Here is a 23,042-nt window from a genome sequence, read left to right as displayed (position 1 = left end):
CAAATCAAAAATAAAGTCATTTATAGAAAAAACCTTCCGAAGAAGGCGCAACTCAATTATTAGTTTCATGGACAGCTAGCGCGGTGGCCACAATACTAGCTGTCTCACTTCTCAAAATTCTTTTACCCAACGTGACTACCATTGCTCCGAATTTTTCTGCAATAGCAATCTCTTCTGCTGCAAACCCTCCCTCTGGCCCAACAAAAATCCCCAGGCTTGTAAACTGATTTTCTCTTAGCATTTTCTTAAATGTTTGCGTATCTTCTTTTTCATATGGTATTGCAATAACATCCAGCGCGGCATCAGCAAACTCCATCGCATCAGCAAATTTCATTGGGTCTGCCACCGCGACGGTTATGCCACGCCCCGACTGCTTTGCTGCCGACTCCGCTATTTTGTTCCACCTTTCAACTTTCGAGGCAATCTTCTTCTCAGACTCCAGCTTCACCACGCAGTGTTGCGTATATATCGGTATAATCTTCGCGATCCCGATTTCCACTGCTTTTTGAATAACCCATTCCATCTTGTCTCCTTTAATAAGAGGCGCAAACAATACTATATCTACTGCAGGCTCGGTATCTGCCGCAAAGACCTCCACTATATTTGCAGTAATAAAATTTGCCGAAATCTCTGCAACAAAACATTTGTACATTCCGTTTTCTTTATCACCCACAAGCAATTGATCACCTATCTTGGCTCGCATAACATTTTTAATATGATGAAAATTTCTATCTTCTATCACGATCGTCGCATCTTTTATATTAGACTTATCTACAAAATATTTAGGCATTAACATCACGCATTGCCAACGCAACCCATTCATTTTTTTCTGTTACTTCTACAACCTCCCAGCCATGCTGCAATTGATCACCTATCTTGGCTCGCATAACATTTTTAATATGATGAAAATTTCTATCTTCTATCACGATCGTCGCATCTTTTATATTAGACTTATCTACAAAATATTTAGGCATTAACATCACGCATTGCCAACGCAACCCATTCATTTTTTTCTGTTACTTCTACAACCTCCCAGCCATGCTTTTCAACTGCCTTCAGCACCGCTGCTTTTTTCTCATCAATAATCCCTGAAGCAATCCACACTCCACCCGGTTTCAACACTTGCCTTACCTGCGCTGCCAATACAATTATCACATCTGCTATTATATTCGAAATGACAATATCTGCCTTTTCCGCAACGACTTCCAGCAAATCTCCTTGCACAACCGCCATATTATCTGCAACACCATTGATCGCGACATTTTCTACAGCAACTTTAACCGACATCGGATCGATATCCACTCCCAAAACTGATGCCCCAAGTTTTGCGGCAACAATTCCGAGAATTCCACTACCAGTGCCTACATCCAGTACTCTATTGCTTTTTTTTAGATATTTTTCTAATAACTGAACACACATCGATGTAGTTTCATGAGTGCCCGAGCCAAATGCCATTCCCGGATCCATTTCTATCACAATTTCATCGCCTGCAACATCATATGCCAACCACGATGGTTTGATCACTATTTTATCTGTAATGTTAAAAGTCTTATAATACTTCTTCCACTCGTTTGCCCATTTTTCTTCTGGAATTTCGCTCACAATAATTTGCGCGGCGCCAACATCCAAAAACTCTTTTATATGTTCTAACTCAGCTGAAATTTTTTCCTTATATTCTTCTATATTTATTCCTTTATTAAAATATGCTTTCACAAAAACTGTATTCATGTCAGCATCTAGTAAACTTTCATCAATAAAATCATACCAAGTTTGGGTCTTGTCCTGATTTATGGCATCTTTGGGATCGCAAATCTCCACTCCGCCCTCCAATGTATCTGCAATAAAATAACTGATCGCTTCCACCGCTGCAGTTGTTGTTTCTATCTTAAATTCTATACAATCCATATGCTATTTCTCCTAACAAAAAAATTACGAGGGAGCCCCATATCTGCCCTCTCGTTTCTCCAAAAATCATTTTTTACTTCATTTCTTAAACAATCTTTCTAACCTTTGCTTAAACTTTGTTTGTTCTGGCTGATGGCTATCCTTTGTATTAGAATCAAACTTTTCGAGCAATTCCTTTTGCGTTGCCGAAAGATTTTTAGGCACCTCTACATACACTTCTACATATTGATCCCCTCGTACCTTTGGATTTCTCAAGCTTGGAATTCCTTTTCCTTGCAGTCTAAACTTGGTTCCCGTCTGAGTTCCTTCCTTAATATCTAGCTTTACATTTCCATCGAGAGTTGGCACCGAAACCTCGGCTCCCAGCGCTGCTTGCTTAAAACTAATCGGCATTCTCATGTTTACACTATTTCCGTCTCGCTTAAATATCTCATGTGCCTTAATATATATTGTCAGCAATAAATCACCGTCTGGTGCCCCAATATCTCCAGCTTCTCCTTTTCCATTTACACGCAAAGTCTGGCCGGTATCAATACCCGGAGGTATGTTCACAGTAACTTTTTTAGATACCTTAACTTTACCTGTTCCACGACAAGTAGTACACTTCTCCTTAATAACCTTACCTTCTCCTCTACAAACGTCACAAGTTGATGTAGTTTGCATATTTCCAAGAATCGTTCTTTGAGTAATTTTGATTTGACCCGTACCATTACACTTCGAGCAAGTTTCCGCATGAGTTCCTGGCTTCGCTTTGCTTCCTTTACAGGTAGGGCAAGTTTCAGAAGTTTGCACTGTAATCTCTTTATCCACTCCAAAAGCAGCTTCCGCAAATGTAATCTGAATTGTTTGCTCGATATCTGCACCAGGTTTTGGCCCACGCCTAGACGAACGCCTACTACCTCCACCAAATAAGTCTCCAAAAAGATCTTCGAAGTCGAACCCACCACTGCTAAAGCCACTACTACTAAAGCCGCCAAAATCTCCAAAGCCACCAAAACCGCCTCCGCCAGCTCCGCCGCCCGCACCTTGTTCAAACGCGCTATGTCCAAACCTATCATAGGCAGCTTTTTTATCAGAATCACTCAAAACTTCATACGCTTCTGAAGCTTCCTTAAACTTTGACTCCGCTTCTGCGTTGTCTGGATTAGTATCTGGATGATACTTTTTCGCTACCTTTCTATATGCTTTTTTAATTTCTGCTTCTGTTGAACTTTTATTCACACCAAGCACATCATAATAATCTTTTTTTGTTGCCATACTTCACCACCATTAAATTATTTTTTATTTTAACGCATTAAAAGCCAAAGAGGAGTGCCCTTTGACTTTGTAAAGTTGTTATTCTTCTTTGAAGTCTGCATCGATTACATCATCGTTTGGATTTCCGCTCATATCCGCACCCGCATAATCTTCAGGACCACCTTGTGGCTCGTGTTGCGCATACATCTTTTCTGAGATTGCATAGAAAATCTGAGTGAGCTCGTCTTTTGCAGTTTTAAGTGCCTCAATTTGAGAATCATTTACATTTGCCATGTCAATTGAGTCATTTAATTTTTTAAGTTCTTCAAGTTTCACATCCAGATCTGCCTTATCAGCCGGATCAATTTTATCAGCACTTTCATTAATTACTTTTTCAGTTTGAAAGATCATGCTATCTGCTTCATTTTTCGCATCAATTGCTTCTTTTCGTTTTTTATCTGATTCTGCATTTCTCTCCGCTTCTTCCACAGCTCTGTTGATTTCGTCTTCTGAAAGATTGGTACTTGCAGTAATTGTGATATGCTGTTCTTTTCCTGTTCCTAGATCTTTTGCCGCAACCTTAACAATTCCATTTGCATCGATATCGAATGTTACTTCGATTTGTGGAGTTCCACGACGTGCCGGTAAGATTCCATCTAGTTTAAAGTTACCCAAAGTTTTATTATCATTAGCCATTGGACGCTCGCCCTGAACTACATGAATATCAACGGCTGTTTGATTATCTGCAGCTGTTGAGAACACCTGGCTCTTCTTAGTAGGAATTGTTGTATTTCTTTGAATTAATGGTGTCGCCACGCCTCCTAATGTTTCGATTCCTAGTGTTAGCGGTGTTACATCTAATAGAAGAATGTCTCCCGCACCTGCGTCTCCAGCAAGCTTTCCACCTTGAATTGCCGCACCAATCGCAACGCACTCATCTGGGTTGATTCCTTTAAATGGCTCTTTACCTATAATTTTCTTTACAGCTTCTTGTACTGCTGGGATACGAGTTGACCCACCCACTAGCAAGACTTTGTCAATCTCTGATGCGCTAAGATCCGCATCTTTTAATGCGTTTCTTACTGGTCCAATAGTTTTTTCAACAAGATCGTGAGTTAATTCATCAAACTTTGCACGAGAAAGTGTTACATCTAAATTTTGACCTGCAGATGTGATAAACGGTATTAGTACTTGAGTTGTAGTTTTTGTAGAAAGTTCTTTCTTAGCTTGTTCTGCGGCTTCTTTTATACGTTGCATTGCCATTTTGTCGTTAGATAAGTCGGTTCCATTTACTTTTTTAAACTCATCAACTAAATACTTAATTACACGTTGGTCAAAGTCATCTCCACCAAGACGATTGTCTCCGCTTGTTGCCAATACTTCGATAACGCCGTCTCCAATTTCTATAATCGAAACGTCAAAAGTACCGCCTCCCAAATCATAAACCACAATCTTTTGTTCTTGCTCATTTTCTAGGCCATACGCAAGCGCTGCAGCTGTTGGCTCGTTTATAATTCTCTCAACTTCTAGCCCCGCAATTCTGCCGGCATCTTTTGTTGCCTGACGTTGCGCATCTGTAAAATATGCAGGAACAGTAATAACTGCCTGAGTAATTTTTTCACCCAAATGACTCTCTGCATCTGCTTTTAATTTTTGAAGAGTAACAGCTGAAATTTCCTGAGGTGAATAAGCTTTACCATCTATAGTAACTTTGTGGTTTGTTCCCATATAACGTTTGATTGATGCAATTGTTCTGTCGTGATTTGTGATTGCTTGACGCTTTGCCGTATCTCCAACTAGTCTCTCACCATCTTTTGTAAATGCAACAACTGAAGGAGTTGTTCTACCTCCATCTGCATTAACAATAACTACAGGCTTACCACCCTCCATAACTGATACACATGAATTTGTTGTTCCTAAGTCGATTCCGATTATTTTACTCATTATAAATTCCCTCCAAATGTTTTATATGATAAATTATTATTTTCTATTAGTTTACGAGTAGATTATTACCATTTTTTAGTTATAGTATACTTCCAAACTAAAATTTAATTTGCCACTTTAACTAAACTGTGTCTAAGCACTTTATCCTTAAAAGTATAGCCTCTTTGTAATTCTTCTACTATGAAATTTTTAGGCAAGTTCTCATCTTCAACATGAAAAATTGCATTATGATATTTGGGATCAAATTCTTTTCCTTCAGTTTCAATAACCTTAACCCCAATTTTATCTATGGCTCCAATCAATTGCTTATAAATCATAGAAACGCCATCAAAAAATTCCTTGTCACTACATTCTTGCTTTAAGGCTCTCTCAAAGTTATCAACTGTTCCTAGCAGATCGGTTACTATCGAGCTCACTGCCATGTCATAAACAGTAGACTTTTCCTTCTCGGTTCTTTTTCTATAATTATCAAATTCAGCCATTAGACGTTGAAGTCTTTCCAAATTTTGGTCTTTGCTATCAACCACTTCTGCGTCCTCAACCGCCTCTTCAACTTCTGCCTCAATTTCTTCAGCTTCTGTCTCTTCAATCGCTGATTCTACTTGCTCTTCTGCAACTTCTGCAGTCTCTCTTTGCTTTTTCTTCATAAAAATTCCTTCCTATATAAAGTCTTTTCCAAACATCTTTGTAAGTTGAGTCGAAATTTGTTCTAATAAACTTACCACCTGACTATAGTTCATTCGCTTTGGTCCAATTATTCCTATAGAACCCAAAGTACATTCGCCCACTTTATACGTCGTTGTTATAACGCTGCACTCTTTCATAGGCTCCAAGTTGTTTTCTTCTCCAATACTGATATTTACAGTATTAGTAGCGCTTTTTGATAGCAAACTAGTTAGATACGGTTTCTTATCTAATAGCTCCAACAGCTCTCTGGCTTTTTGCATATCATTAAACTCCTGAAACTCCAATATATTTGTAGTTCCTCTAGAAAACACATGACTATAATCTTTTTCAGATAATATTTGAATAACTGTATTTATAATTTTTATAACTAGGGGCTTATACGTTTGGTCTATCATATCAAGATTGCACTGTCGTAAGTTCATTGCAGTCATTCCAACAATGATTTTATTTAAGATTGCTGTTAACTGATTTGCCAATAGGTCCGTTACCTCGATATCTGCTAATATCAACTGATGCTTCAATAAATTTGAATCAGTTATAACGATACACGCAATAGTTTTGGGCTCTAACGGCATAATCTGAACCCTCTTAACAATTGGCTCATTCATAGAAAAAGTGCTCGCAATAGTTGCGTAGTTTGTTGTTAATGCAACTAATTTTGCCGTCTCTTCTATTAAAGAGTCTATATTATTTATTTTGTCGTGCAACATTTTTCCGATAACATTACTAAGCTCGGGGCTCAAGTCCTCCTTGCCCATAAGGCTATCTACATAAAGCCTATATCCTTTATCTGATGGGATACGACCTGCAGAGGCATGAGGTTGAGTTATTAGACCAAGCTCTTCTAAGTCAGACATTTCATTTCTTATCGTTGCTGAACTAAGTTTTAAATCATACTTTTTAGAGAGTGTTCTAGATCCAACTGGTGCGCCTGTTTGTATATAGTCTTGAATAATCGCTTCCAGAATACGAATCTTTCTTTCCTTCATCCTGTTGCGCCTCCCATCTTTAGTTTTTTGTTAGCACTCATTTGATGCGAGTGCTAACTACATTTGATACTTTATCATACAAAAAACCTCCTGTCAATAGTTTTTTGAAAATTCTTAAAAAAATATTCGCTCCAATTCATGGCAAAAGTCTCGATCCTTTATAAAATCGAGACTCCAAATACATTTTTTAATTTTCTGCTGGTTTAATATCTGCTGTAATCCAAAAACTTTCTGACATCGGCATGGTCACACCTTCTATTTTTGCGTTGCTTGATAAATTGCTTTCATAATATCCATTCACCATCGTTGCCGAATCGTCAATCAATATTTGCTGTAATCTTTGGATTAAAGTTTTTTGATGCATTATATCTATTTCTTCTAACAATGCCTCATATAAAATATCGTACTCATTATTTTGATAACCACTATAATTTATATCGCTCTTGCCATACCAATTTTTTAAAAATCCCACCGGATCTCCTACTGGAACTGTCAGCCAACTATTTATCGCTAAATCAAATTCTCTGTTTGCTACCATGTTCCAGTGCGTATCAGAATCCAATACTCGCAGCTTTACATCTATTCCTATGTCATTTAGATTTGCTGCTACTGCTTCGGCAACTACATCCAAGCTTTTCATCACGTAACTTATATAATCTATGCTTATATTTTCACCATCCAATTCTCTAATCCCATCTCCATCTGTATCTATTATTCCCGCCTCGTCCAATTTTGCTTTTGCCAACTCTACATTAAATGGCGTTTTGTCTATTAATTCGTTATATCCATAATCTAGAGTTAATGGAAGCACTGCACATCCTGCCGTATATACGCCACCTAATGTTACTTCTGCTATAGTTTCATCATCTACCGCCAGCAAAACTGCTTCTCGTAATGTGTCATTTCCCAACACCCCATCATGGTTTATATACGAAAATGCCGTCCTTGTACTCACTGTTTCTGCCACATTAAAATCTTCAGACTCTCGCAACATTTTCAAATCGTGTGCTGTTGTAATGCTATCTACTATGTCCACATCTTTGGCTTGTAGTGCAAACGATTTTATCGTACTATCTTCCATATAAATTATATTTAGTTTTTCAAACGGCACCTCGCCATTCCAATAATGTTCATTTCTCTCTAATTCCATAGATACGCTTACTTCATTATTCACAACTTTATATGGTCCAGTCCCCACTGGCGCCAGTGCCATATCGCTTTCTGTATCCAAAATTATATAGTTCACGTGTGATAGTACTTTTGTAAGATCTGCATATGGTCGCTTTGTTACTATCGTTACCACATTTGTCGCATCGTCTGCAGCAATGTCTGTATATTCCAAATATTGGCTCGGCTTATTGGTGCCTTTATAATTGCGTTCTTGCTCATATAAATATTCAAAACTTGCCACTACTGCCGCCGCGGTTAACTCTTTCCCATTTGAAAATTTTACTCCATCCCTAATATGAAACTTCCAAACAGTTTTTTCATCATTCACTTCATATGTATCACATAAATATGGCTGTGCATTCATCGTGTCATCAAATCTAAAAAGTCCTTCTCCTATTCCATATCTAGCAGTTCCCCAAGCCGAGTTTGGAGATGCACTAGGATCCAATGAATTTGAAAAATTACTACACCCCAGCGTCAATGTATCTTTCATTCCTCCGCTACAACCACACAAGCCAACTGCTACTCCTGCGCAAAGCAATACTTTCTTAAAATGCTTGTTCAATTCAATTCCTCCCATAGTATATATTTAGACATCAGTTTATATTATCAGTTTATCATCAAAAAAGCAATACAAATTGCATTCGAGTTGCAAATTCTATGCAATAAAAAAAGCTGCTTCAGTATTATATACCAAAACAGCCTCTTCTCATTAATTAATTTTAAAATCTTCCATCAAAGTTCCCAATATTTTTGACTCAGTTAATAGATCATTACTCAATTGCGATGTAACATCTGCTGATTCTTTTGTTTCTTTGGTACTTGCCGAAATTTGTTTTAGGTCCTCCGTAATAAATTTTAATACTTCATTTTGCGCATTCGAACCTTCTATTAAATCTTCATTTAGCTCTGTTGCTCTAGAAATTTGGTTCAAAATTTGTTTAAATGCTTCCGACGCCGAATTGGCAATCTTGCTCCCAGAAGTCGCGCTTTCTACACAGCTTGTTATCACCTCTTCTATTTCCTTAACCTGAGCCGAGCTTCTAACAGCCAGTTCACGTATATTTTGCGCAACAACTGTAAATCCTTTTCCCGACTCTCCAGCACGCGCGGCCTCTATTGATGCGTTCAACGCAAGCAAGTTGGTTTGCGTCGCAATATTATTGATTACGCTAATAAAACTAGCTACATTCGAAATCGCTGCAACAATTTCTTCCATCCCCTTTAGCAACAATCCTATTTCTTCCATCGCATCTGTCGCCGTAGTCTTTAATTTAACTCCCAGTACATTCGACTCATTGGTAATCTTAATGTTATGCATAATTCGATCGTAGAGATTTCTCATTTGTTCTGCAAAGTTTTTCATGGTATCAGCCTGTGTTGCTGCGCAATTAGTTAAAGTTATCGCCTCTTCAGAAGATACGCCAGCTTTTTCCTCTACCTGCTTAGACGATTGTGAAATTTGTAACAAAGTTGTATTTAGCGTTTCTACAACAATATTAATATTTTCCTTGATTTTATTAAAGTCTCCTTTAAACTCGTTTTTGATTGGTTGCGTCATATCGCCAGACTTCACAGCTTGAAGTGCTTTATCTATTTTTGTAATATACCCAAATAACATTGTAGTCATATTTTTCATAGCATCCGCCAGAGCACCCACTTCATCTTCAGAAGTATATGTAATATCATGATGTAGATTTCCTTGAGCCATTTGCCTAGCCACTTCAGTCATGCTATTAAGAGGATTTACAATCGTTTTAACAGCTGTAAAATAAACTTTCATTGCCGTTGCCGTTGCTACTAAAAATCCCAAAAATAAAAATGCTATTACAGCATTGATCATATTTTTTATACTTATCATTAGATCATCATTTTTACTATGAGTTAATTCTAATATATCTTGCAAGCTTTCAAAAATTTCATTTACAAGAGGAATAACAGTAAGTTTCATGTATTCATAAGTATCTTCTGCACTATAATCTGTCGCAGCAATTATTACATTATTACTAATTTCTTCCAATTCTTGCATTAATCCAAACAACTCATTTTTCATTCTATCATCTAATATAAAAGTCTCATTCATAACATCTTCTTCTAATTCCAATAGGTTCATAAAACTTTCTATGTTTTTTACTTGTTCTGCATCTATGATCGCATCATCTTCTAAAATTATTCTATAATAAGCTTTTTGTATAGCTTCTATATATAAGTAAATGCTTGTTGCAGAATTTTGAGCCGCATATGTAGTGGTCATATAATCATCTATTTCGTTTCTAACAAACTGATATCGGTTAATCGAAAATAAACTCAAAAATCCCATGCCCAAACTTAATACCCATATTATTCTCGACAACTTTTTCTTAATTGGTATGTCTTTAAATGCTTTCATAAACCCTCCCAAAATTGATCCACAAAATTTATTCAATAATGCTTAATAATATTTCGATTTCGATTATAGCATACCTTTATATTTAAAACAATAATATTTTCAAATCCAAATTAATTAGTCTTACTCTATTTTTCTGCACACAAAAAACCTTCCCATTGACATAATAGAAAAAGAGGAGGTATAATTGTATGAAAATCAATACAAGAAAAGGAGCTATAATGGATACAATAAGACTAAAAGCTCTCGCCAAAATAAATATATCACTCGACATTTTGGGCAAACTAGAAAATGGCTATCACGAGCTTTTAATGGTTATGCAGAGCATCAATTTACATGATACTGTAATTATAAAAAGAACAATTGATTCAACTATTAAACTTTCAACAAATAAAATGTGGCTTCCTACCAATCACAAAAATATTGCCTACAAAGCAGCTCAACTATTTTTCAAAGAAACATCAACCGACGGAGGAGCGTATATCGATATATTAAAAAGAATCCCCATCTCTGCAGGACTTGGAGGAGGCAGCGCCGATGCTGCAGCAGTCTTAGTTGGATTAAACAAACTATACAAAACTCATCTTACAAAAAAAGAACTCATGACAATTGGCGTTCAAGTAGGGGCCGATGTCCCCTTTTGTATATTACGCGGAACAGCCCTGGCCGAAGGAATCGGAGAAAAATTAACAATCTTACCTCCCATTCCACAAACTCACATTTTGCTCGCAAAACCTAATGTCAATGTATCAACAAAATCTGTTTTTCGAGAAATAGTCGTAGACTCCATCAAAGAACATCCAGATACTGCCAAAATACTATTAGGTATCAATACACATAACAAAAAATTGATCTATGACAATATGTATAACGTATTAGAAACAGTGACTACAGCACGCCACCCCAAAATTTTAAACCTAAAACAGGAAATGCTCTCCTGCGGTGCGATAAATTCTCTAATGAGCGGCAGTGGCCCCACAGTATTTGGTGTCTTTAATAATAAAGAAACCTGCATCTTAGCCAGTGAACACATCAAATCGCGCTTTAATTTAAAAGAAGTTTTTGTTACAACTACCTATCTACCAAATACAAGAAAGGAAAAATAATCATGCAAGACGAAAAACTTGAATATCAACCTCTTCGTGACATTGTTTTTCAAACCATACGAAATCAAATTCTCTGGGGAGAGCTTCTCCCAGGGCAAAGACTTATGGAAATTCAGCTTGGTGAAAAACTCGGAGTGAGCCGAACACCCATCCGCGAAGCCATCCGTCGTTTAGAATTAGAAGGTCTTATCGTTATGGTTCCTCGCAAAGGCGCATATGTTGCCCCCTTCACACGCAAAGATATCCAAGATGTTTTAGAAGTCCGTGCCGCCTTAGAATCACTCGCGGCAGGATTAGCTGCACAACGAACCGATACGCGCGATTTTTTAAAGCTGCAGCTCGTGATCACAGAATATGAGTTTGCTGCTGCTGAGCATAACATCGACGAAATGATCCAAAAAGATGTCGAGTTTCATGAAATTATATTTAGTGCCACAAAAAACGATCGCTTAATTCAAATGTCTCAAAATATTAGAGAGCAAGTCTTACGATATAGAATTGCATATCTAAAATATGAGGGCGAAGGCACAATCGTTTTATCGGAGCACAGAAAAATTTTAGAGGCCATCCAAAGTCATGATGTCCCACTCGCTTCCGACTTAGCCATGCAACATATAAATACACAGTGCGATGCAATTCTAAAGTATCTTAGCGAAAAATAAACTACTTGTAATTTGTACAAATCTTTGTTAAAATTTAATAATAACTTAAAGAAAGGCAATTCTATGATGAACACTAACAAAAAAATTAATACGATAGGTATCATTGGATCAAATCTCACAAGCTTAATGATTTGCAAAGAAGCAAAAAAGCGAGGTATAGAAACTGTTTTACTCGATCAAGAAAATTTTAATATTTCAAGCGACTACGCAACATATAGCCTAGTTGGGGAATTTAATTCACAAAATCTTGAACGTTTGTCACTTAGATGCGATGCTATAATTTGCATTACCAATCTAATTACAAACATCAAAAATAAATTACCAAAAAATGTCATTATTTATCCAACACTTGACGCATATCTCTATTTAATTAGTCGCAAAAATCAGCTAACACTTGCAACTAGTCTAAAAATCGATATTCCAGAGCATTTTCTAATTACCACTGTTGCGGGTCTTAGCAATCCCGAAATAACGTTTCCGTTAAAATGTTATTTATATTCTCAAAATGATTCAATTAACGATACCGATGTGGATGTGTTCGAAATAGAAGACGCCAAGGGGCTCCAAGAATTAAAGCAACCTCTCAGGCATCGCACTTCAATAGTTATATTAGAAAAATTGGAGCACTACCACCAAATTCTTAGCATCACTGCCGTTGTCGATCACAAAAAGAATATCGTATTGTATCCAATTTGCGAAGAGGAAGAAGAAGGCTCCACAGGCAAAACGTTAATCCATATTCCTCCCAACATAACAAAAACTCTCTACGCCAAAATAGAACGCACAACGAGGAAACTTGTTAAAGAGCTAAAAAGTCCCGGAATTTTTTCGATTCGTTTTGGTATTAATTCCGCAAAGAAGCTCATATTTTTAGCACTCACTCCCGGCGTTAGCGTTGGCGATATACACACCAATCACACCAGCGAACTTTCAGTATATGAGCAATTTCTCAATATTCTAGATCATCAACCCGCTATATCTACATCATTTGACAAACAAGCCACAGTATATATTTCTAACGAAGAAGACGGATACAACATGTTTTCGCTGCCATATCATTTATACAGAATTGGCCTAGAAAATAATCAAAATATAGAGATTATAGTATCAGTAGAAAATAATTCTAATTAAAAATTGCCACAACTATGTGGTCTATGGGGAGGAATTATGAAACAATTATTAGATCTTTTTTTTGCATTTTTTAAAATTGGAGCTTTAACTTTTGGCGGGGGATATGCTATGATGCCAATAATTCAAGCCGAACTTGTAAATAAAAGAGGATGGGTAGAAGAAGATGAAGTTTTGGATTACTATGCTATAGGACAAATGACACCCGGCATCATTGCAGTAAACACTGCCACATTTATAGGATACAAACGAGGCAAAGTTATCGGTGCCATTGTTGCGACATTGGGTGTTGTGGCTCCTTCCATTGTTATTATCACACTCATTGCTTCTGTCTTTGACTTATTTATGGAGCAAAGTATAATACAAGAAGCGTTTTTTGGAATCAGGATTGTTGTTGTTGCCCTAATTGCGAGCGGTGTTGTTGCCCTTTCAAAAAAATCCTTGCTGGATTTAACCACAAAAATTCTATTTGTTGCAAGCTTAATTGTAATGGCAGTGTGGTCACCATCTCCAATAATACTAATTGTGATCGGCGCAGTATGCGGACTAATTTTCGGTAGAGAGGTGGCTAAGAAATGAATCTATTACTTCTATTATATGCAGAGTTTTTCAAGATTGGCTTATTTGCTGTTGGTGGCGGCCTTGCTACCATTCCATTTCTCGAAGAGCTCATAGATATGTATCATTGGATCACTCAAGAAGATTTAATTAACATCATCGCTGTTGCCGAATCTACGCCTGGCGCGGTGGGGGTAAACGCGGCGACCTTTATGGGTTACTCTACTGCCGGCGTTTTGGGAGGCATCATTGCGGTTCTTGGACTTATCACTCCTTCTATCATCATCATTGTAATCGTTGCCAAAATATTCCACAAATTTAAATCTAACTCATATGTAAAAGCAGCGTTCTATGGCATACGTCCCGTTGCGGCTGGAATCATCGGTGCGGCCGGAATTTCTGTTGCCATGATCGCATTCGGCATTGAAGATCTAATCACCGGGGCATCTACAGCATATCTTGCCACTGTATTCAACATATTACTAGGGTTACTTTTCTTTTTTGCAATAGAGAAATTCAAAAAACATGCTATTGTGTACATCGCTGTTGGAGCCATATTAGGAATTTTAATCGTATAATACTTAATGAGTCGTTTGCATTCACTTGCAGGCGACTTTTTCAATTTTTCATGCATTTTTTAATTTATCTTCATAAGTTTTGGATATACTAGCAATAAAAGGAGCTGATCAACTATGAACATTTTAATAATAGAGGACGAAAAAAGAGTCGCAGATATTGTTGCTAAATATTTAGAAAACGAAAAATATAGAGTATTCACTTGCTATAGCGGTGAAGAAGGGCTCAAAGTATTTTTAGACGAAAAGATCGATGTAGTGTTATTAGATTTAATGTTACCAGGAATGCAAGGCGAAGAAATCTGCAAAAAAATGCGAGAAATCTCCAACGTATATATTTTTATGATTAGCGCCAAGGGTACTCTAGATAATAAAGTGGGCGGCTTTAATTTAGGTGCTGACGAATATCTTGTAAAACCTATAAGCCCTCGCGAAATTGTTGCCCGCGTTAATGCTCTAAAAACTCGCAAAGAACGTGAAAACAACGAAGAATTATGTATATTCGATAAAGGCAATCTCAAGATTTATCCCGAAACCAGAATGGTTATTTCCTATGGCAAAGATATCGTTCTCACACCTAATGAATTTGACATTTTATACCATCTCGCCAAATCTCCCGGCAGAGTCTTTAGCCGCGAGCAACTCATAGATGCTGTTATGGGCATCGATTTTGACGGCTTCGACAGAACCATTGATGTTCACATCAAAAACATTCGCAAAAAAATTGAGCTCGATACCAAAAGTCCTAAATTTATTAAAACCGTAACTGGCATCGGCTACAAATTCGACAGGTCATTAACATGATTTCATTCAGAAAGCAAACATTTGCATTATTTATCGGATTAGGATTATTTATTGTTGTTTTGGTAAGCTCATTTATTAATAACACAATGATTCGCGATTTTCGAGATTATATCGAATCTAACATTAAGTTGGTTGGGCAAATTATGGCCAACGAAATTGCCTCAGACTACGACGGTGTATATCTAAACGTCAATGGTGCGCGCTCAGAAATCATGGCACAACTACACCTTAAGCACTACGCGATTAGCGTTCTCGATCCCGACAAAAACATGCTAATTGGCGTTGATAAAAACACCCTAATAACCACAATCGATAATGACGATGACAAGCCTCATATCGATGCCGCTTCTCTCAAAAAAATGGCCTATCAAGAAACCGATTTGCCGGTTTTGGATAATCTTGGCAATACAATCGCATATATCAGATTGGGATACTTTCCTTCTTTAATATTGTCATCTGATGATTTGGTATTTCAACAGCAAGTCAACAAAAGCATCATCATCGTTGCAAGCATCACTATCTTGATTGCAGTTATTATTTCCCTATATCTAACTAAGCTAATTTCTACCCCTATTTATGAAATTTCTCAAACATCTGTCTCTCTTATCAAAGGCGATTATATGGTTCGCAATCGACGACCTAGCCACATAAAGGAAATCGAATTGCTTCGCATCAACACCAACAATCTAGCCGAGCGCTTACAAGAAGAAGATGAATTGCGCAAAAAATTAGTTTCCGATATTTCTCATGAAATTAGAACTCCCCTTCACATCTTACAAAGCAACTTAGAAGCCATGATAGACGGCATCTATCCTGTCGATGACGAACAAATTAGCTTTCTCTACAAAGAAGTTGTTAGATTTGGTAATCTTCTCAAAAACCTCGATAAACTAAAGGGTGTAGAAGAACATAAGAAAGAATTAGCCATACAGCCACATAAACTCAATCATCAACTAGAAGAAATTTGCAATAATTTCAAAATTGTAGCTATCGAAAAGGGGCTCACATACAAACTCAATATTGATCGCACCAGAGACGTACAGGTAAATGTCGATATCGATGCCTTCAAGCAGATTATGATGAATATACTATCGAATGCATTCAAATTTACAGAATTTGGAGAAATAGAAGTCACTACTGCAATCAAACTCAAGCGTGTTATTATTTCAGTGCGAGACACAGGCATTGGCATTGGTGATAAAGATAAAAATTACATTTTTGACCGAATGTATAGAGCAGATAAAAGCCGCGAAAAATATGAAGGCAGCGGCATCGGGCTTAGCGTAGTCCAAAATCTCATTGTCAAACTCGATGGTGAAATTTTTGTTAAAAGTATAGAAGGTGTCGGCACCACAATGAATATTGTGCTACCCATAATAAAATGACTATATCAAAAATTTTTACAAAAAAAAGATAAGATGTCTCCATTATTCGGATGCCACCTTATCTTCTTTATTTTCCAAAATTTATTGCTGCATTGCTATTCCTAAAATTGATTGTACTTCTTCTTCTGGATACTCAAAATCTTCGTTTGGTAAAATAGGATCTGTGTCTGCTGCTTTGTTAAAGTAGTCTTCAAACTTTTTCATAGTCGCGTCATATGTATCTTTCGTGATTCCCGGCATTCCTTCTCCAGTTTCTAAGTCCATTCCAGCCTCTTCAAATCCTTGCATAACCGCATCTCGCATCTCTTCCATCTTCTCCAGGTCGTCTCCAGCTACCTCTTCTGCAAACTTAAATAGACGGTCCGCAACCTTATCAACAGAATAAGCTCCGCCCGGTGCGATAGCCTCCGCTGCTCCTTCTGGTGTAGTGGCCAATCCTGGTATTGCCTCTTCAACGCTTCCAAATACACTAGCATAACTATTTAACATTGCATTACTCATCGTACTGCTTGCGCTATTTAACACTCCATACATAGCCGATGATGCTTGGTTTGATGCTTGATTATTTGCAAACGATCCCATTTGATTCAGCATATTCATTTGTTGCGACGCAAACATATCATTCAATGCCGAAAGCTGATCCGAGCTTAATCCTCTAGTCTCTTCACTCGAACGAGGAACATCTGCTTGCTCTTCCACTTTTTGCTGTTTAGCCACTTCATCAGTAATTTCTTGAGAGATCTCTTCTTCGTCTAGTTCTTCAGTTTGAGCCTCTTCCGCTTCTTCGTTTACTGCTCTTGCCTGAGCTTGTTGCGTTGCTTGTTGCGCTTGTGCGGCAGTTCTCTGTGCCTGAGCCATCGCTTGTTCTGCTTGGTTTGTTGCACTGTTAGTTTGTGCTTGAGCTTGCTGTTGCGCTCTTGGCTGTGGTCTTTGATATATTCCGGTTACTGGTGGTCGGCTGCCTCTTTCATATACAGCTGCTGGTTCATTGGCTTGCTGCACCGGTGCAGTTTCTTGCGCTTGATTATTTTCTCGTTGCCTTTGAGTCTCCTGAATTTGTTGTGCATTTCTAGATTGTAGTTCTTGTGGATTAATTTGATTACTTTCTATTCTCACTTTAAAATCCTCCTTCAAATATATATTTATAAAATATATCGTCACTCATTCTACACTTCTTTATAGTTTTTTGGAAAATTATCCCATTTTTTATTCGCTCATTTGACATTTTTTACATACCATAATATATATATTCAGTTTTTACATTTTTATGAAAACATTATTTATAAATAATACACAAAAAACACCCATGCTACTCTATACATAGGTGTTATAAAACTCAGCCACACTTCTAGCAAAATTTGAAATACTATATTTATCTGCAACACGCTTTGCGGCCGCTTTCATTTCATCTTTATCTGTAACATCCATAAAGTCCAATAGCTTTTGATGAAAATCTGTTTCGCTCACAAATGAATATCCTGTTACTCCTTCTTCTACCAGCCCTTCCAAACACTCGTCTTCTCTACATAAAATAGGCGTTCCGTTCGCCAATGCTTCTATATAAGTTAACCCCTGTGTTTCACTCGTCGATGCGGACACAAACAAATCCCCCAGCTGATAATACGCGGCTATTTCATTTGGCCGTATCATTCCCGTAAATTTAATCTGCTCAGTTAAGTTTAAGCTGCCCACCAAATTTTGTAGTGCCTTGCGTTCGGGCCCATCTCCCACTATCAACAACGACACGTTATCTCTTTTAAACGATTTCACATACCGAATTAGTTCTGCAATATTCTTCTCTTTGCCCACTCGACTTATAGAAACTAACACCAAATTATCTTTGGCAATCTTCAAATTTTCTTTTAGCTTTGCTATACTTTCTTCCGATACTACTCTCTTATATTTCTCCAGTTCAATCCCTGTTGGAATCACTCTTGTCGCACATTCCACTTTATATCCTTCCAGCAACGTTGCAATCTTGCGCGTCGGTGCAATAATTCCTTTCACATGCTCGGACAGATAATGCGTCGCTATTGTTACTATCTTTTTGCCTCGTTCTGCATGATCTATAAAATAATGCGTATAATCTTCGTATTTGGTATGGTACGTATGAATTATCGGAATATCCAGCTTCTTTGCAATCTTTCTAGCAATCAAAAACGTACTAAATTCACTTTGCGTATGAATGACATCCGGCTGCCAATCTATTATCTCCAATCTTTCTTTTCTATTCACAATCGGTGTCTTTACTCTCGCATCTGGGTAGATTCGACTCATATCTATCGATCCTATATAATACACAGAATTTTCATAATATGATTGGGCCGTTTGAGACAGTGTTACCACTTTCACTTCATGCCCCAGCTCTCTTAACCCTTTTTCCAAATTTAAAACAGAAGTCACTACTCCGTTTATTGTTGGCTTATATGTGTCTGTTGCAATCAATACTTTAATAAAAATCCCTCCTAATTTGCCTCACTAATTTTTGTATACAAATATTTAAACTCTCTTTGATAGTATTACCATATTTTTAAATTTTCTAACATGTATTGCTTTTATAAAAAAAACGAGCTAAAATATTTCTATATTACGTTTTATAGGAGGAAATTATGTCTGAAAAAAGAAGTCTTATTTTACTATTTTTGCTAGCCGGTCTATTTATGCTACTCGGCTATTTACTCAATATTGTAACGGGAAGCGTCTGGGCAGGCTACGGCTTAACCATCGCCATTATTATAATATGTATGCTATTTTTTGGGTATCGCAGAAGACATTACGTATTGGCTCAAAATGCTCACAATGCCTACTTGAGAAAGCAATTCGATATTGCCTATGGTTTATATGAAAAAGCCCTCTCATTGCCAAAATGTCCCGAGGAGATCAAAGTTGTTTATGCCTACAAATTACTCGCTCAGGGCCACACCCAAAAGGCCCAACAAGTTGCAGCAACTATTCAAACCGATATTCTCAACAAAGACGGTATCTTCAATTTTAAAGTTGTCAAAGGTCTTATGCTATATAAAGAAGATAAACTCGATGACGCCATCGCTCTTTATGAAGAACTCACCCAAGAAAGTGACGCCGAACAGCTCTGGGAAACCTACGGAATGCTTCTTAATCTCAATGAACAGTACGAGAAAGCTCGCGACTATTCTATCGCAGCTCTCGAAAAATATCCCAACAACAATATCATCAAAGAAAATCTGGCAACCAGCTATTTCTATTTATTCGAAGATAAAAAAGCTCGCAAACTATACAAGAGTTTGATCACTGCTGATGTTCACTATCCCGAGCCTTACTATTATTATGCGCGCATTGCCTATCTGGACGAGCGCTACAACCTTGCATTAAAATATATCGAAATGGCCGAGACCAAAACTCCTGCCGCACTTTCTAATATAACTTTAGACGTCGTTGTAGATCTAAAAAATGACATCGAGGCAGAACTCGATAGACTTGAAGCCGAATTTGATGCCGATGCTCAGGCTTCTGTCGATACAGATGTCAATGCCGATACAGATGACGACGCCGACGCTCATACTACTGCCGATACAGATGCTGATGCCCATGCTCATGCTTCTGCCGATACAGATGCTGATGCCCATGCTCATGCTCTGCCGATACAGATGCTGATGCCGTGCTCATGCTTCTGCCGATGCAGATGCTGATGCCGACACTCATGCTTCTGCCGATACAGATGCTGATGCCCACGCTCATGCTTCTGCCGATACAGATGATGATGCGCCATGCTCATGCTTCTGCCGATACAGATGCTGATGCCCATGCTCGTGCTTCTGCCGATACAGAAGCTGATGCCCATGCACATGCTACTGCCGATACAGATGCTGGAGCCGACACCTTCATGGGCCTTTTCTTCGGCCGATACAGATGCTGATGCCGATGCTCATGCTTCTGCCGATGCAGATGCTGATGTCGATGCTCATGCTTCTGCCGATACAGAGGCTGATGCCCATGCTCATGCTTCTACCGATACAGATGCTGATGCCCACACTCACTTTTGCCGATACAGATGCTGATGCTGATGCTCATGCTCATGCTTCTGCCGATATAGATGCTGATGCCCATGCTACTGCGATACAGATGCTGATGCCATGCTCATGCTTCTGCCGATACAGATGCTGATGCCCATGCGCCTGCTTCTGCCGATACAGATGCTGATGCCCATGCTCATGCTTCTGCCGATACAGATGCTGATGCCCATGCTCATGCTACTACCGATACAGATGCTGATGCCCATGCTCATGCTCTGCCGATACAGATGCTGATGCCCATGCTCATGCTTCTGCCGATACAGATGTCGATGCCCATGCTCATGCTACTACCGATACAGATGCTGATGCCCATGCTCATGCTTCTGCCGATACAGATGCTGATGCCCATGCTCATGCTTCTGCCGATACAGATGCTGATGCCGATGCTCATGCTTCTGCCGATCAGATGCTGATGCCGATGCTCATGCTACTGCCGATTCAGATGCTGATGCCGATGCTCACTGCGATCAGATGTCTGCCGATACAGATGCTGATGCCCATGCTCATGCTACTGCCGACAGATGCTGATGCCGATGCTCATGCTTCTGCCGATACAGATGCTGATGCCCGATGCTCATGCTACTGCCGATACAGATGCTGATGCCGATGCTCATGCTTCTGCCGATATGCAGATGCTGATGCCCATGCTCATGCTACTGCCGATACAGATGCTGATGCCCATGCTCATGCTACTGCCGATACAGATGCTGATGCCCATGCTCATGCTTCTGCCGATACAGAATGACTGATGCCGACGCTCATACTTCTGCCGATACAGATGCTGATGCCGATGCTCATGCTACTGCCGATACAGATGACGATGCCCGGCTCATGCTCTGCCGATCAGATGCTGATGCCATGCTCATGCTACTGCCGATACAGATGCTGATGCCGATGCTCATGCTTCTGCCGATACAGATGCTGATGCCGATGCTCATGCTCTGCCGATACAGATGCTGATGCCGATGCTCATGCTTCTGCCGATACAGATGACTGACGCCGACGCTCATACTTCTGCCGATACAGATGACAACGCCGACGCTCATGCTACTGCCGATACAGATGCTGATGCCGATGCTCATGCTTCTGCCGATACAGATGCTGATGCCCATGCTCATGCTACTGCCGATACAGATGCTGATGCCCATGCTCATGCTACTGCCGATGCAGATGCTGATGCCCATGCTCAGGCTACTGCCGATACAGATGCTGATGCCCATGCTCATGCTACTGCCGATACAGATGCTGATGCCCATGCTCATGCGATACAGATGTCAATGCCGATACAGATGCTGATGCTCTTGTACATGCTGAGGTTGTCGAAGAAATTGTTGCGGTCGAAAATGGAACTACCATCAACTATCCCAAAAATTTTTCAGAAATAGAAGCCGCAGATGTATTCACTACCACTGTAGATACAGAGCCCATCCCCGAAATTGATATTCTCGAAACTGTTGAAGTACAAACCACAACTATTTCAGACGTCGATCAAGCAACTTCTATGATCTTACAAATGGTTCCTATAGAAGTGGTCCAGCATGGTCCTGCGATACTAAGCATCCCCCCTATTGTAACTGCAGAAGCTGAAGTTTCCGAAACTCATGATAAGTCTGCAACTACTGAGACTACTGACGCTCGCGATATGTAGTATTTTAATTTATTATTAAATAAGCGTTGACAAGCTTGATTTTCTTATGCTATATTAAGGTGTATTACGCTCGAAGCGGTTTTTTTAAATTCCTATTGGATACCATATTCGGCGATTTTATGATCAGGGAGGTGTACACAAATGTACGCAATTATTGAAACTGGTGGAAAACAGTACAAAGTTGAAGAAGGCATGATTATCAAGGTTGAAAAACTAGGTGTATCAAACGGCGATGAAGTTTCTTTCGAAAACGTCTTAGCGGTAAAAAAAGCCGACTCTTTAGTAACTGGTTCTCCATGTGTAAAAGGTGCCACTGTTAAAGCAGAAGTTCTTGAAGCTGAAGGTAAAGGCAAAAAAATTATAGTTTTTAAATATAAGCCTAAAAAAACTTACAAGAAAAAGCAAGGGCACCGTCAACGCTTTACAAAAGTTAAAATTACTTCTATTAATGCCTAGTCAATGATAAATATTAAGCTTTATTTTAAAGAGGAAAACCTATTTCGATTTCGAGTTTCGGGTCATGCGAATTACGCAAAATCAGGATCCGATATTGTATGTGCAGGCGTTAGTGCCCTTGTATTTACTGCTGTCAATTCGATAGAAGCTTTCTTAGATGAGCCTATGCTTATAAATGAAAAGGACGAACAACAAGGAATTATAGATTGCACATTTCCGAATATAAAAAATGAGATCTATAATCCCCAAACCACAATTTTACTTAAGAGCTTGTCGTTTGGGTTAGAAGGAATTCAAAAAATGTATCCTGCAAATGTTAGGATCAAAAAGTATATACCTCGGAGGTGAAAA

Annotated in this window: 27 protein-coding genes; 16 read left to right on the top strand and 11 right to left on the bottom strand. The window is 38.6% G+C overall.

From position 1 onward, the window contains the following. Positions 1-52: 52 nt before the first annotated feature. The 9 genes from PCY70_RS11520 to PCY70_RS11480 all read right to left on the bottom strand — a co-directional run bounded on the left by PCY70_RS11520 (position 53) and on the right by PCY70_RS11480 (position 10,320). Positions 53-790 carry an RsmE family RNA methyltransferase gene (locus tag PCY70_RS11520; RefSeq protein WP_305767436.1) on the bottom strand — a complete coding sequence of 246 codons (738 nt, stop codon included), beginning with the start codon at positions 788-790 and terminating at the stop codon, positions 53-55. Beyond that, positions 783-974, bottom strand: coding sequence for an RNA methyltransferase PUA domain-containing protein (locus tag PCY70_RS11515; RefSeq protein WP_305767435.1), 192 nt, complete (start codon positions 972-974; stop codon positions 783-785). Before PCY70_RS11515 ends, PCY70_RS11520 begins: the two co-directional genes overlap by 8 nt. Then, positions 967-1,905 carry a 50S ribosomal protein L11 methyltransferase gene (gene prmA, locus PCY70_RS11510; RefSeq protein ID WP_305767434.1) on the bottom strand — a complete coding sequence of 313 codons (939 nt, stop codon included), beginning with the start codon at positions 1,903-1,905 and terminating at the stop codon, positions 967-969. The genes PCY70_RS11515 and prmA overlap by 8 nt, the downstream gene beginning before the upstream one ends. Positions 1,906-1,983: 78 nt before the next feature. Beyond that, a complete protein-coding gene (gene dnaJ, locus PCY70_RS11505) occupies positions 1,984-3,162 on the bottom strand; it encodes a molecular chaperone DnaJ (protein WP_010167948.1) in 1,179 nt (392 codons plus the stop codon). Between the two features lie 78 nt (positions 3,163-3,240). Beyond that, entirely contained in the window at positions 3,241-5,085 is a 1,845-nt protein-coding gene (gene dnaK, locus PCY70_RS11500; RefSeq protein WP_305767433.1) for a molecular chaperone DnaK, read from the bottom strand. 104 nt (positions 5,086-5,189) lie between these two features. Beyond that, positions 5,190-5,732 carry a nucleotide exchange factor GrpE gene (gene grpE, locus PCY70_RS11495; protein ID WP_305767432.1) on the bottom strand — a complete coding sequence of 181 codons (543 nt, stop codon included), beginning with the start codon at positions 5,730-5,732 and terminating at the stop codon, positions 5,190-5,192. Between the two features lie 12 nt (positions 5,733-5,744). Further along, positions 5,745-6,761 carry a heat-inducible transcriptional repressor HrcA gene (gene hrcA / locus PCY70_RS11490; protein WP_305767431.1) on the bottom strand — a complete coding sequence of 339 codons (1,017 nt, stop codon included), beginning with the start codon at positions 6,759-6,761 and terminating at the stop codon, positions 5,745-5,747. Positions 6,762-6,948: 187 nt separating this feature from the next. Further along, the gene (locus PCY70_RS11485) at positions 6,949-8,496 is read right to left on the bottom strand and encodes an ABC transporter substrate-binding protein (RefSeq protein ID WP_305767430.1); all 1,548 of its coding nucleotides are present in this window, start codon (positions 8,494-8,496) and stop codon (positions 6,949-6,951) included. 147 nt (positions 8,497-8,643) lie between these two features. After that, complete coding sequence (locus PCY70_RS11480; RefSeq protein ID WP_305767429.1) at positions 8,644-10,320, bottom strand: methyl-accepting chemotaxis protein; 1,677 nt, start codon at positions 10,318-10,320, stop codon at positions 8,644-8,646. A 188-nt stretch (positions 10,321-10,508) separates the two neighbouring features. Between PCY70_RS11480 and ispE the strand changes: the two genes are divergently transcribed. The 7 genes from ispE to PCY70_RS11445 all read left to right on the top strand — a co-directional run bounded on the left by ispE (position 10,509) and on the right by PCY70_RS11445 (position 16,535). Next, entirely contained in the window at positions 10,509-11,423 is a 915-nt protein-coding gene (gene ispE / locus PCY70_RS11475; protein ID WP_010167960.1) for a 4-(cytidine 5'-diphospho)-2-C-methyl-D-erythritol kinase, read from the top strand. 2 nt (positions 11,424-11,425) lie between these two features. Next, positions 11,426-12,085 carry a GntR family transcriptional regulator gene (locus PCY70_RS11470; RefSeq protein WP_010167961.1) on the top strand — a complete coding sequence of 220 codons (660 nt, stop codon included), beginning with the start codon at positions 11,426-11,428 and terminating at the stop codon, positions 12,083-12,085. 63 nt (positions 12,086-12,148) lie between these two features. Beyond that, positions 12,149-13,216 (top strand): hypothetical protein, encoded by a 1,068-nt coding sequence (locus PCY70_RS11465; protein WP_010167963.1) that lies wholly within the window; start codon positions 12,149-12,151, stop codon positions 13,214-13,216. A 36-nt stretch (positions 13,217-13,252) separates the two neighbouring features. Beyond that, positions 13,253-13,792, top strand: coding sequence for a chromate transporter (locus PCY70_RS11460; RefSeq protein WP_029488173.1), 540 nt, complete (start codon positions 13,253-13,255; stop codon positions 13,790-13,792). Beyond that, complete coding sequence (locus PCY70_RS11455; RefSeq protein WP_305767428.1) at positions 13,789-14,349, top strand: chromate transporter; 561 nt, start codon at positions 13,789-13,791, stop codon at positions 14,347-14,349. The genes PCY70_RS11460 and PCY70_RS11455 overlap by 4 nt, the downstream gene beginning before the upstream one ends. Before the next feature lie 114 nt (positions 14,350-14,463). After that, positions 14,464-15,150, top strand: coding sequence for a response regulator transcription factor (locus PCY70_RS11450; RefSeq protein ID WP_029488175.1), 687 nt, complete (start codon positions 14,464-14,466; stop codon positions 15,148-15,150). Continuing rightward, entirely contained in the window at positions 15,147-16,535 is a 1,389-nt protein-coding gene (locus PCY70_RS11445) for a sensor histidine kinase (RefSeq protein WP_305767427.1), read from the top strand. Before PCY70_RS11450 ends, PCY70_RS11445 begins: the two co-directional genes overlap by 4 nt. 81 nt (positions 16,536-16,616) lie before the next feature. On the opposite strand, the gene PCY70_RS11440 is transcribed toward PCY70_RS11445, so the two are convergent. Together PCY70_RS11440 and PCY70_RS11435 are read right to left on the bottom strand one after the other, a co-directional pair. Continuing rightward, positions 16,617-17,651, bottom strand: coding sequence for a hypothetical protein (locus PCY70_RS11440; RefSeq protein ID WP_305767426.1), 1,035 nt, complete (start codon positions 17,649-17,651; stop codon positions 16,617-16,619). Positions 17,652-17,849: 198 nt separating this feature from the next. Further along, positions 17,850-18,980, bottom strand: a complete 1,131-nt coding sequence (locus tag PCY70_RS11435; RefSeq protein ID WP_305767425.1) for a glycosyltransferase — start codon at positions 18,978-18,980, stop codon at positions 17,850-17,852. Positions 18,981-19,144: 164 nt separating this feature from the next. On the opposite strand from PCY70_RS11435, the gene PCY70_RS11430 reads away from it, so the two are divergent. The 9 genes from PCY70_RS11430 to PCY70_RS13890 all read left to right on the top strand — a co-directional run bounded on the left by PCY70_RS11430 (position 19,145) and on the right by PCY70_RS13890 (position 23,039). Then, complete coding sequence (locus PCY70_RS11430; protein ID WP_305767424.1) at positions 19,145-20,203, top strand: tetratricopeptide repeat protein; 1,059 nt, start codon at positions 19,145-19,147, stop codon at positions 20,201-20,203. A 29-nt stretch (positions 20,204-20,232) separates the two neighbouring features. Further along, positions 20,233-20,430 carry a hypothetical protein gene (locus PCY70_RS11425; protein ID WP_305767423.1) on the top strand — a complete coding sequence of 66 codons (198 nt, stop codon included), beginning with the start codon at positions 20,233-20,235 and terminating at the stop codon, positions 20,428-20,430. After that, positions 20,424-20,678, top strand: a complete 255-nt coding sequence (locus PCY70_RS11420) for a hypothetical protein (protein ID WP_305767422.1) — start codon at positions 20,424-20,426, stop codon at positions 20,676-20,678. The genes PCY70_RS11425 and PCY70_RS11420 overlap by 7 nt, the downstream gene beginning before the upstream one ends. Positions 20,679-21,005: 327 nt before the next feature. Next, positions 21,006-21,188 (top strand): hypothetical protein, encoded by a 183-nt coding sequence (locus tag PCY70_RS11415; RefSeq protein WP_305767421.1) that lies wholly within the window; start codon positions 21,006-21,008, stop codon positions 21,186-21,188. A 140-nt stretch (positions 21,189-21,328) separates the two neighbouring features. Then, positions 21,329-21,547: a hypothetical protein gene (locus PCY70_RS11410; RefSeq protein WP_305767420.1), complete on the top strand. Its 219-nt coding sequence runs from the start codon at positions 21,329-21,331 to the stop codon at positions 21,545-21,547. Continuing rightward, positions 21,541-21,972, top strand: a complete 432-nt coding sequence (locus PCY70_RS11405; protein ID WP_305767419.1) for a hypothetical protein — start codon at positions 21,541-21,543, stop codon at positions 21,970-21,972. The genes PCY70_RS11410 and PCY70_RS11405 overlap by 7 nt, the downstream gene beginning before the upstream one ends. 116 nt (positions 21,973-22,088) lie before the next feature. After that, the gene (locus PCY70_RS11400) at positions 22,089-22,235 is read left to right on the top strand and encodes a hypothetical protein (protein ID WP_305767418.1); all 147 of its coding nucleotides are present in this window, start codon (positions 22,089-22,091) and stop codon (positions 22,233-22,235) included. A gap of 141 nt (positions 22,236-22,376) precedes the next feature. Next, positions 22,377-22,691, top strand: coding sequence for a 50S ribosomal protein L21 (rplU, locus tag PCY70_RS11395; RefSeq protein WP_010166865.1), 315 nt, complete (start codon positions 22,377-22,379; stop codon positions 22,689-22,691). Positions 22,692-22,694: 3 nt separating this feature from the next. Further along, entirely contained in the window at positions 22,695-23,039 is a 345-nt protein-coding gene (locus PCY70_RS13890) for a ribosomal-processing cysteine protease Prp (RefSeq protein ID WP_010166863.1), read from the top strand. Positions 23,040-23,042: the final 3 nt, after the last annotated feature.

The organism is Candidatus Epulonipiscium viviparus, from assembly GCF_030708075.1.
In the GTDB taxonomy this organism is placed as follows: domain Bacteria; phylum Bacillota; class Clostridia; order Lachnospirales; family Cellulosilyticaceae; genus Epulonipiscioides; species Epulonipiscioides viviparus.
Note: the sequence above shows the minus strand (reverse complement) of the source record. Positions and strands in the feature narration are given on the sequence as shown.

Bases quoted from the DNA above. Each gene is read 5' to 3' on its own strand.
- PCY70_RS11520 (WP_305767436.1), bottom strand. From the start codon at position 790: ATGCCTAAATATTTTGTAGATAAGTCTAATATAAAAGATGCGACGATC.
- PCY70_RS11515 (WP_305767435.1), bottom strand. From the start codon at position 974: ATGCCTAAATATTTTGTAGATAAGTCTAATATAAAAGATGCGACGATC.
- prmA (WP_305767434.1), bottom strand. From the start codon at position 1,905: ATGGATTGTATAGAATTTAAGATAGAAACAACAACTGCAGCGGTGGAA.
- dnaJ (WP_010167948.1), bottom strand. From the start codon at position 3,162: ATGGCAACAAAAAAAGATTATTATGATGTGCTTGGTGTGAATAAAAGT.
- dnaK (WP_305767433.1), bottom strand. From the start codon at position 5,085: ATGAGTAAAATAATCGGAATCGACTTAGGAACAACAAATTCATGTGTA.
- grpE (WP_305767432.1), bottom strand. From the start codon at position 5,732: ATGAAGAAAAAGCAAAGAGAGACTGCAGAAGTTGCAGAAGAGCAAGTA.
- hrcA (WP_305767431.1), bottom strand. From the start codon at position 6,761: ATGAAGGAAAGAAAGATTCGTATTCTGGAAGCGATTATTCAAGACTAT.
- PCY70_RS11480 (WP_305767429.1), bottom strand. From the start codon at position 10,320: ATGAAAGCATTTAAAGACATACCAATTAAGAAAAAGTTGTCGAGAATA.
- ispE (WP_010167960.1), top strand. From the start codon at position 10,509: ATGAAAATCAATACAAGAAAAGGAGCTATAATGGATACAATAAGACTA.
- PCY70_RS11470 (WP_010167961.1), top strand. From the start codon at position 11,426: ATGCAAGACGAAAAACTTGAATATCAACCTCTTCGTGACATTGTTTTT.
- PCY70_RS11465 (WP_010167963.1), top strand. From the start codon at position 12,149: ATGATGAACACTAACAAAAAAATTAATACGATAGGTATCATTGGATCA.
- PCY70_RS11460 (WP_029488173.1), top strand. From the start codon at position 13,253: ATGAAACAATTATTAGATCTTTTTTTTGCATTTTTTAAAATTGGAGCT.
- PCY70_RS11455 (WP_305767428.1), top strand. From the start codon at position 13,789: ATGAATCTATTACTTCTATTATATGCAGAGTTTTTCAAGATTGGCTTA.
- PCY70_RS11450 (WP_029488175.1), top strand. From the start codon at position 14,464: ATGAACATTTTAATAATAGAGGACGAAAAAAGAGTCGCAGATATTGTT.
- PCY70_RS11445 (WP_305767427.1), top strand. From the start codon at position 15,147: ATGATTTCATTCAGAAAGCAAACATTTGCATTATTTATCGGATTAGGA.
- PCY70_RS11430 (WP_305767424.1), top strand. From the start codon at position 19,145: ATGTCTGAAAAAAGAAGTCTTATTTTACTATTTTTGCTAGCCGGTCTA.
- PCY70_RS11425 (WP_305767423.1), top strand. From the start codon at position 20,233: ATGCTGATGCCCACGCTCATGCTTCTGCCGATACAGATGATGATGCGC.
- PCY70_RS11420 (WP_305767422.1), top strand. From the start codon at position 20,424: ATGCTGATGCCGATGCTCATGCTTCTGCCGATGCAGATGCTGATGTCG.
- PCY70_RS11415 (WP_305767421.1), top strand. From the start codon at position 21,006: ATGCTCATGCTACTGCCGATTCAGATGCTGATGCCGATGCTCACTGCG.
- PCY70_RS11410 (WP_305767420.1), top strand. From the start codon at position 21,329: ATGACTGATGCCGACGCTCATACTTCTGCCGATACAGATGCTGATGCC.
- PCY70_RS11405 (WP_305767419.1), top strand. From the start codon at position 21,541: ATGCTGATGCCGATGCTCATGCTTCTGCCGATACAGATGACTGACGCC.
- PCY70_RS11400 (WP_305767418.1), top strand. From the start codon at position 22,089: ATGATCTTACAAATGGTTCCTATAGAAGTGGTCCAGCATGGTCCTGCG.
- rplU (WP_010166865.1), top strand. From the start codon at position 22,377: ATGTACGCAATTATTGAAACTGGTGGAAAACAGTACAAAGTTGAAGAA.
- PCY70_RS13890 (WP_010166863.1), top strand. From the start codon at position 22,695: ATGATAAATATTAAGCTTTATTTTAAAGAGGAAAACCTATTTCGATTT.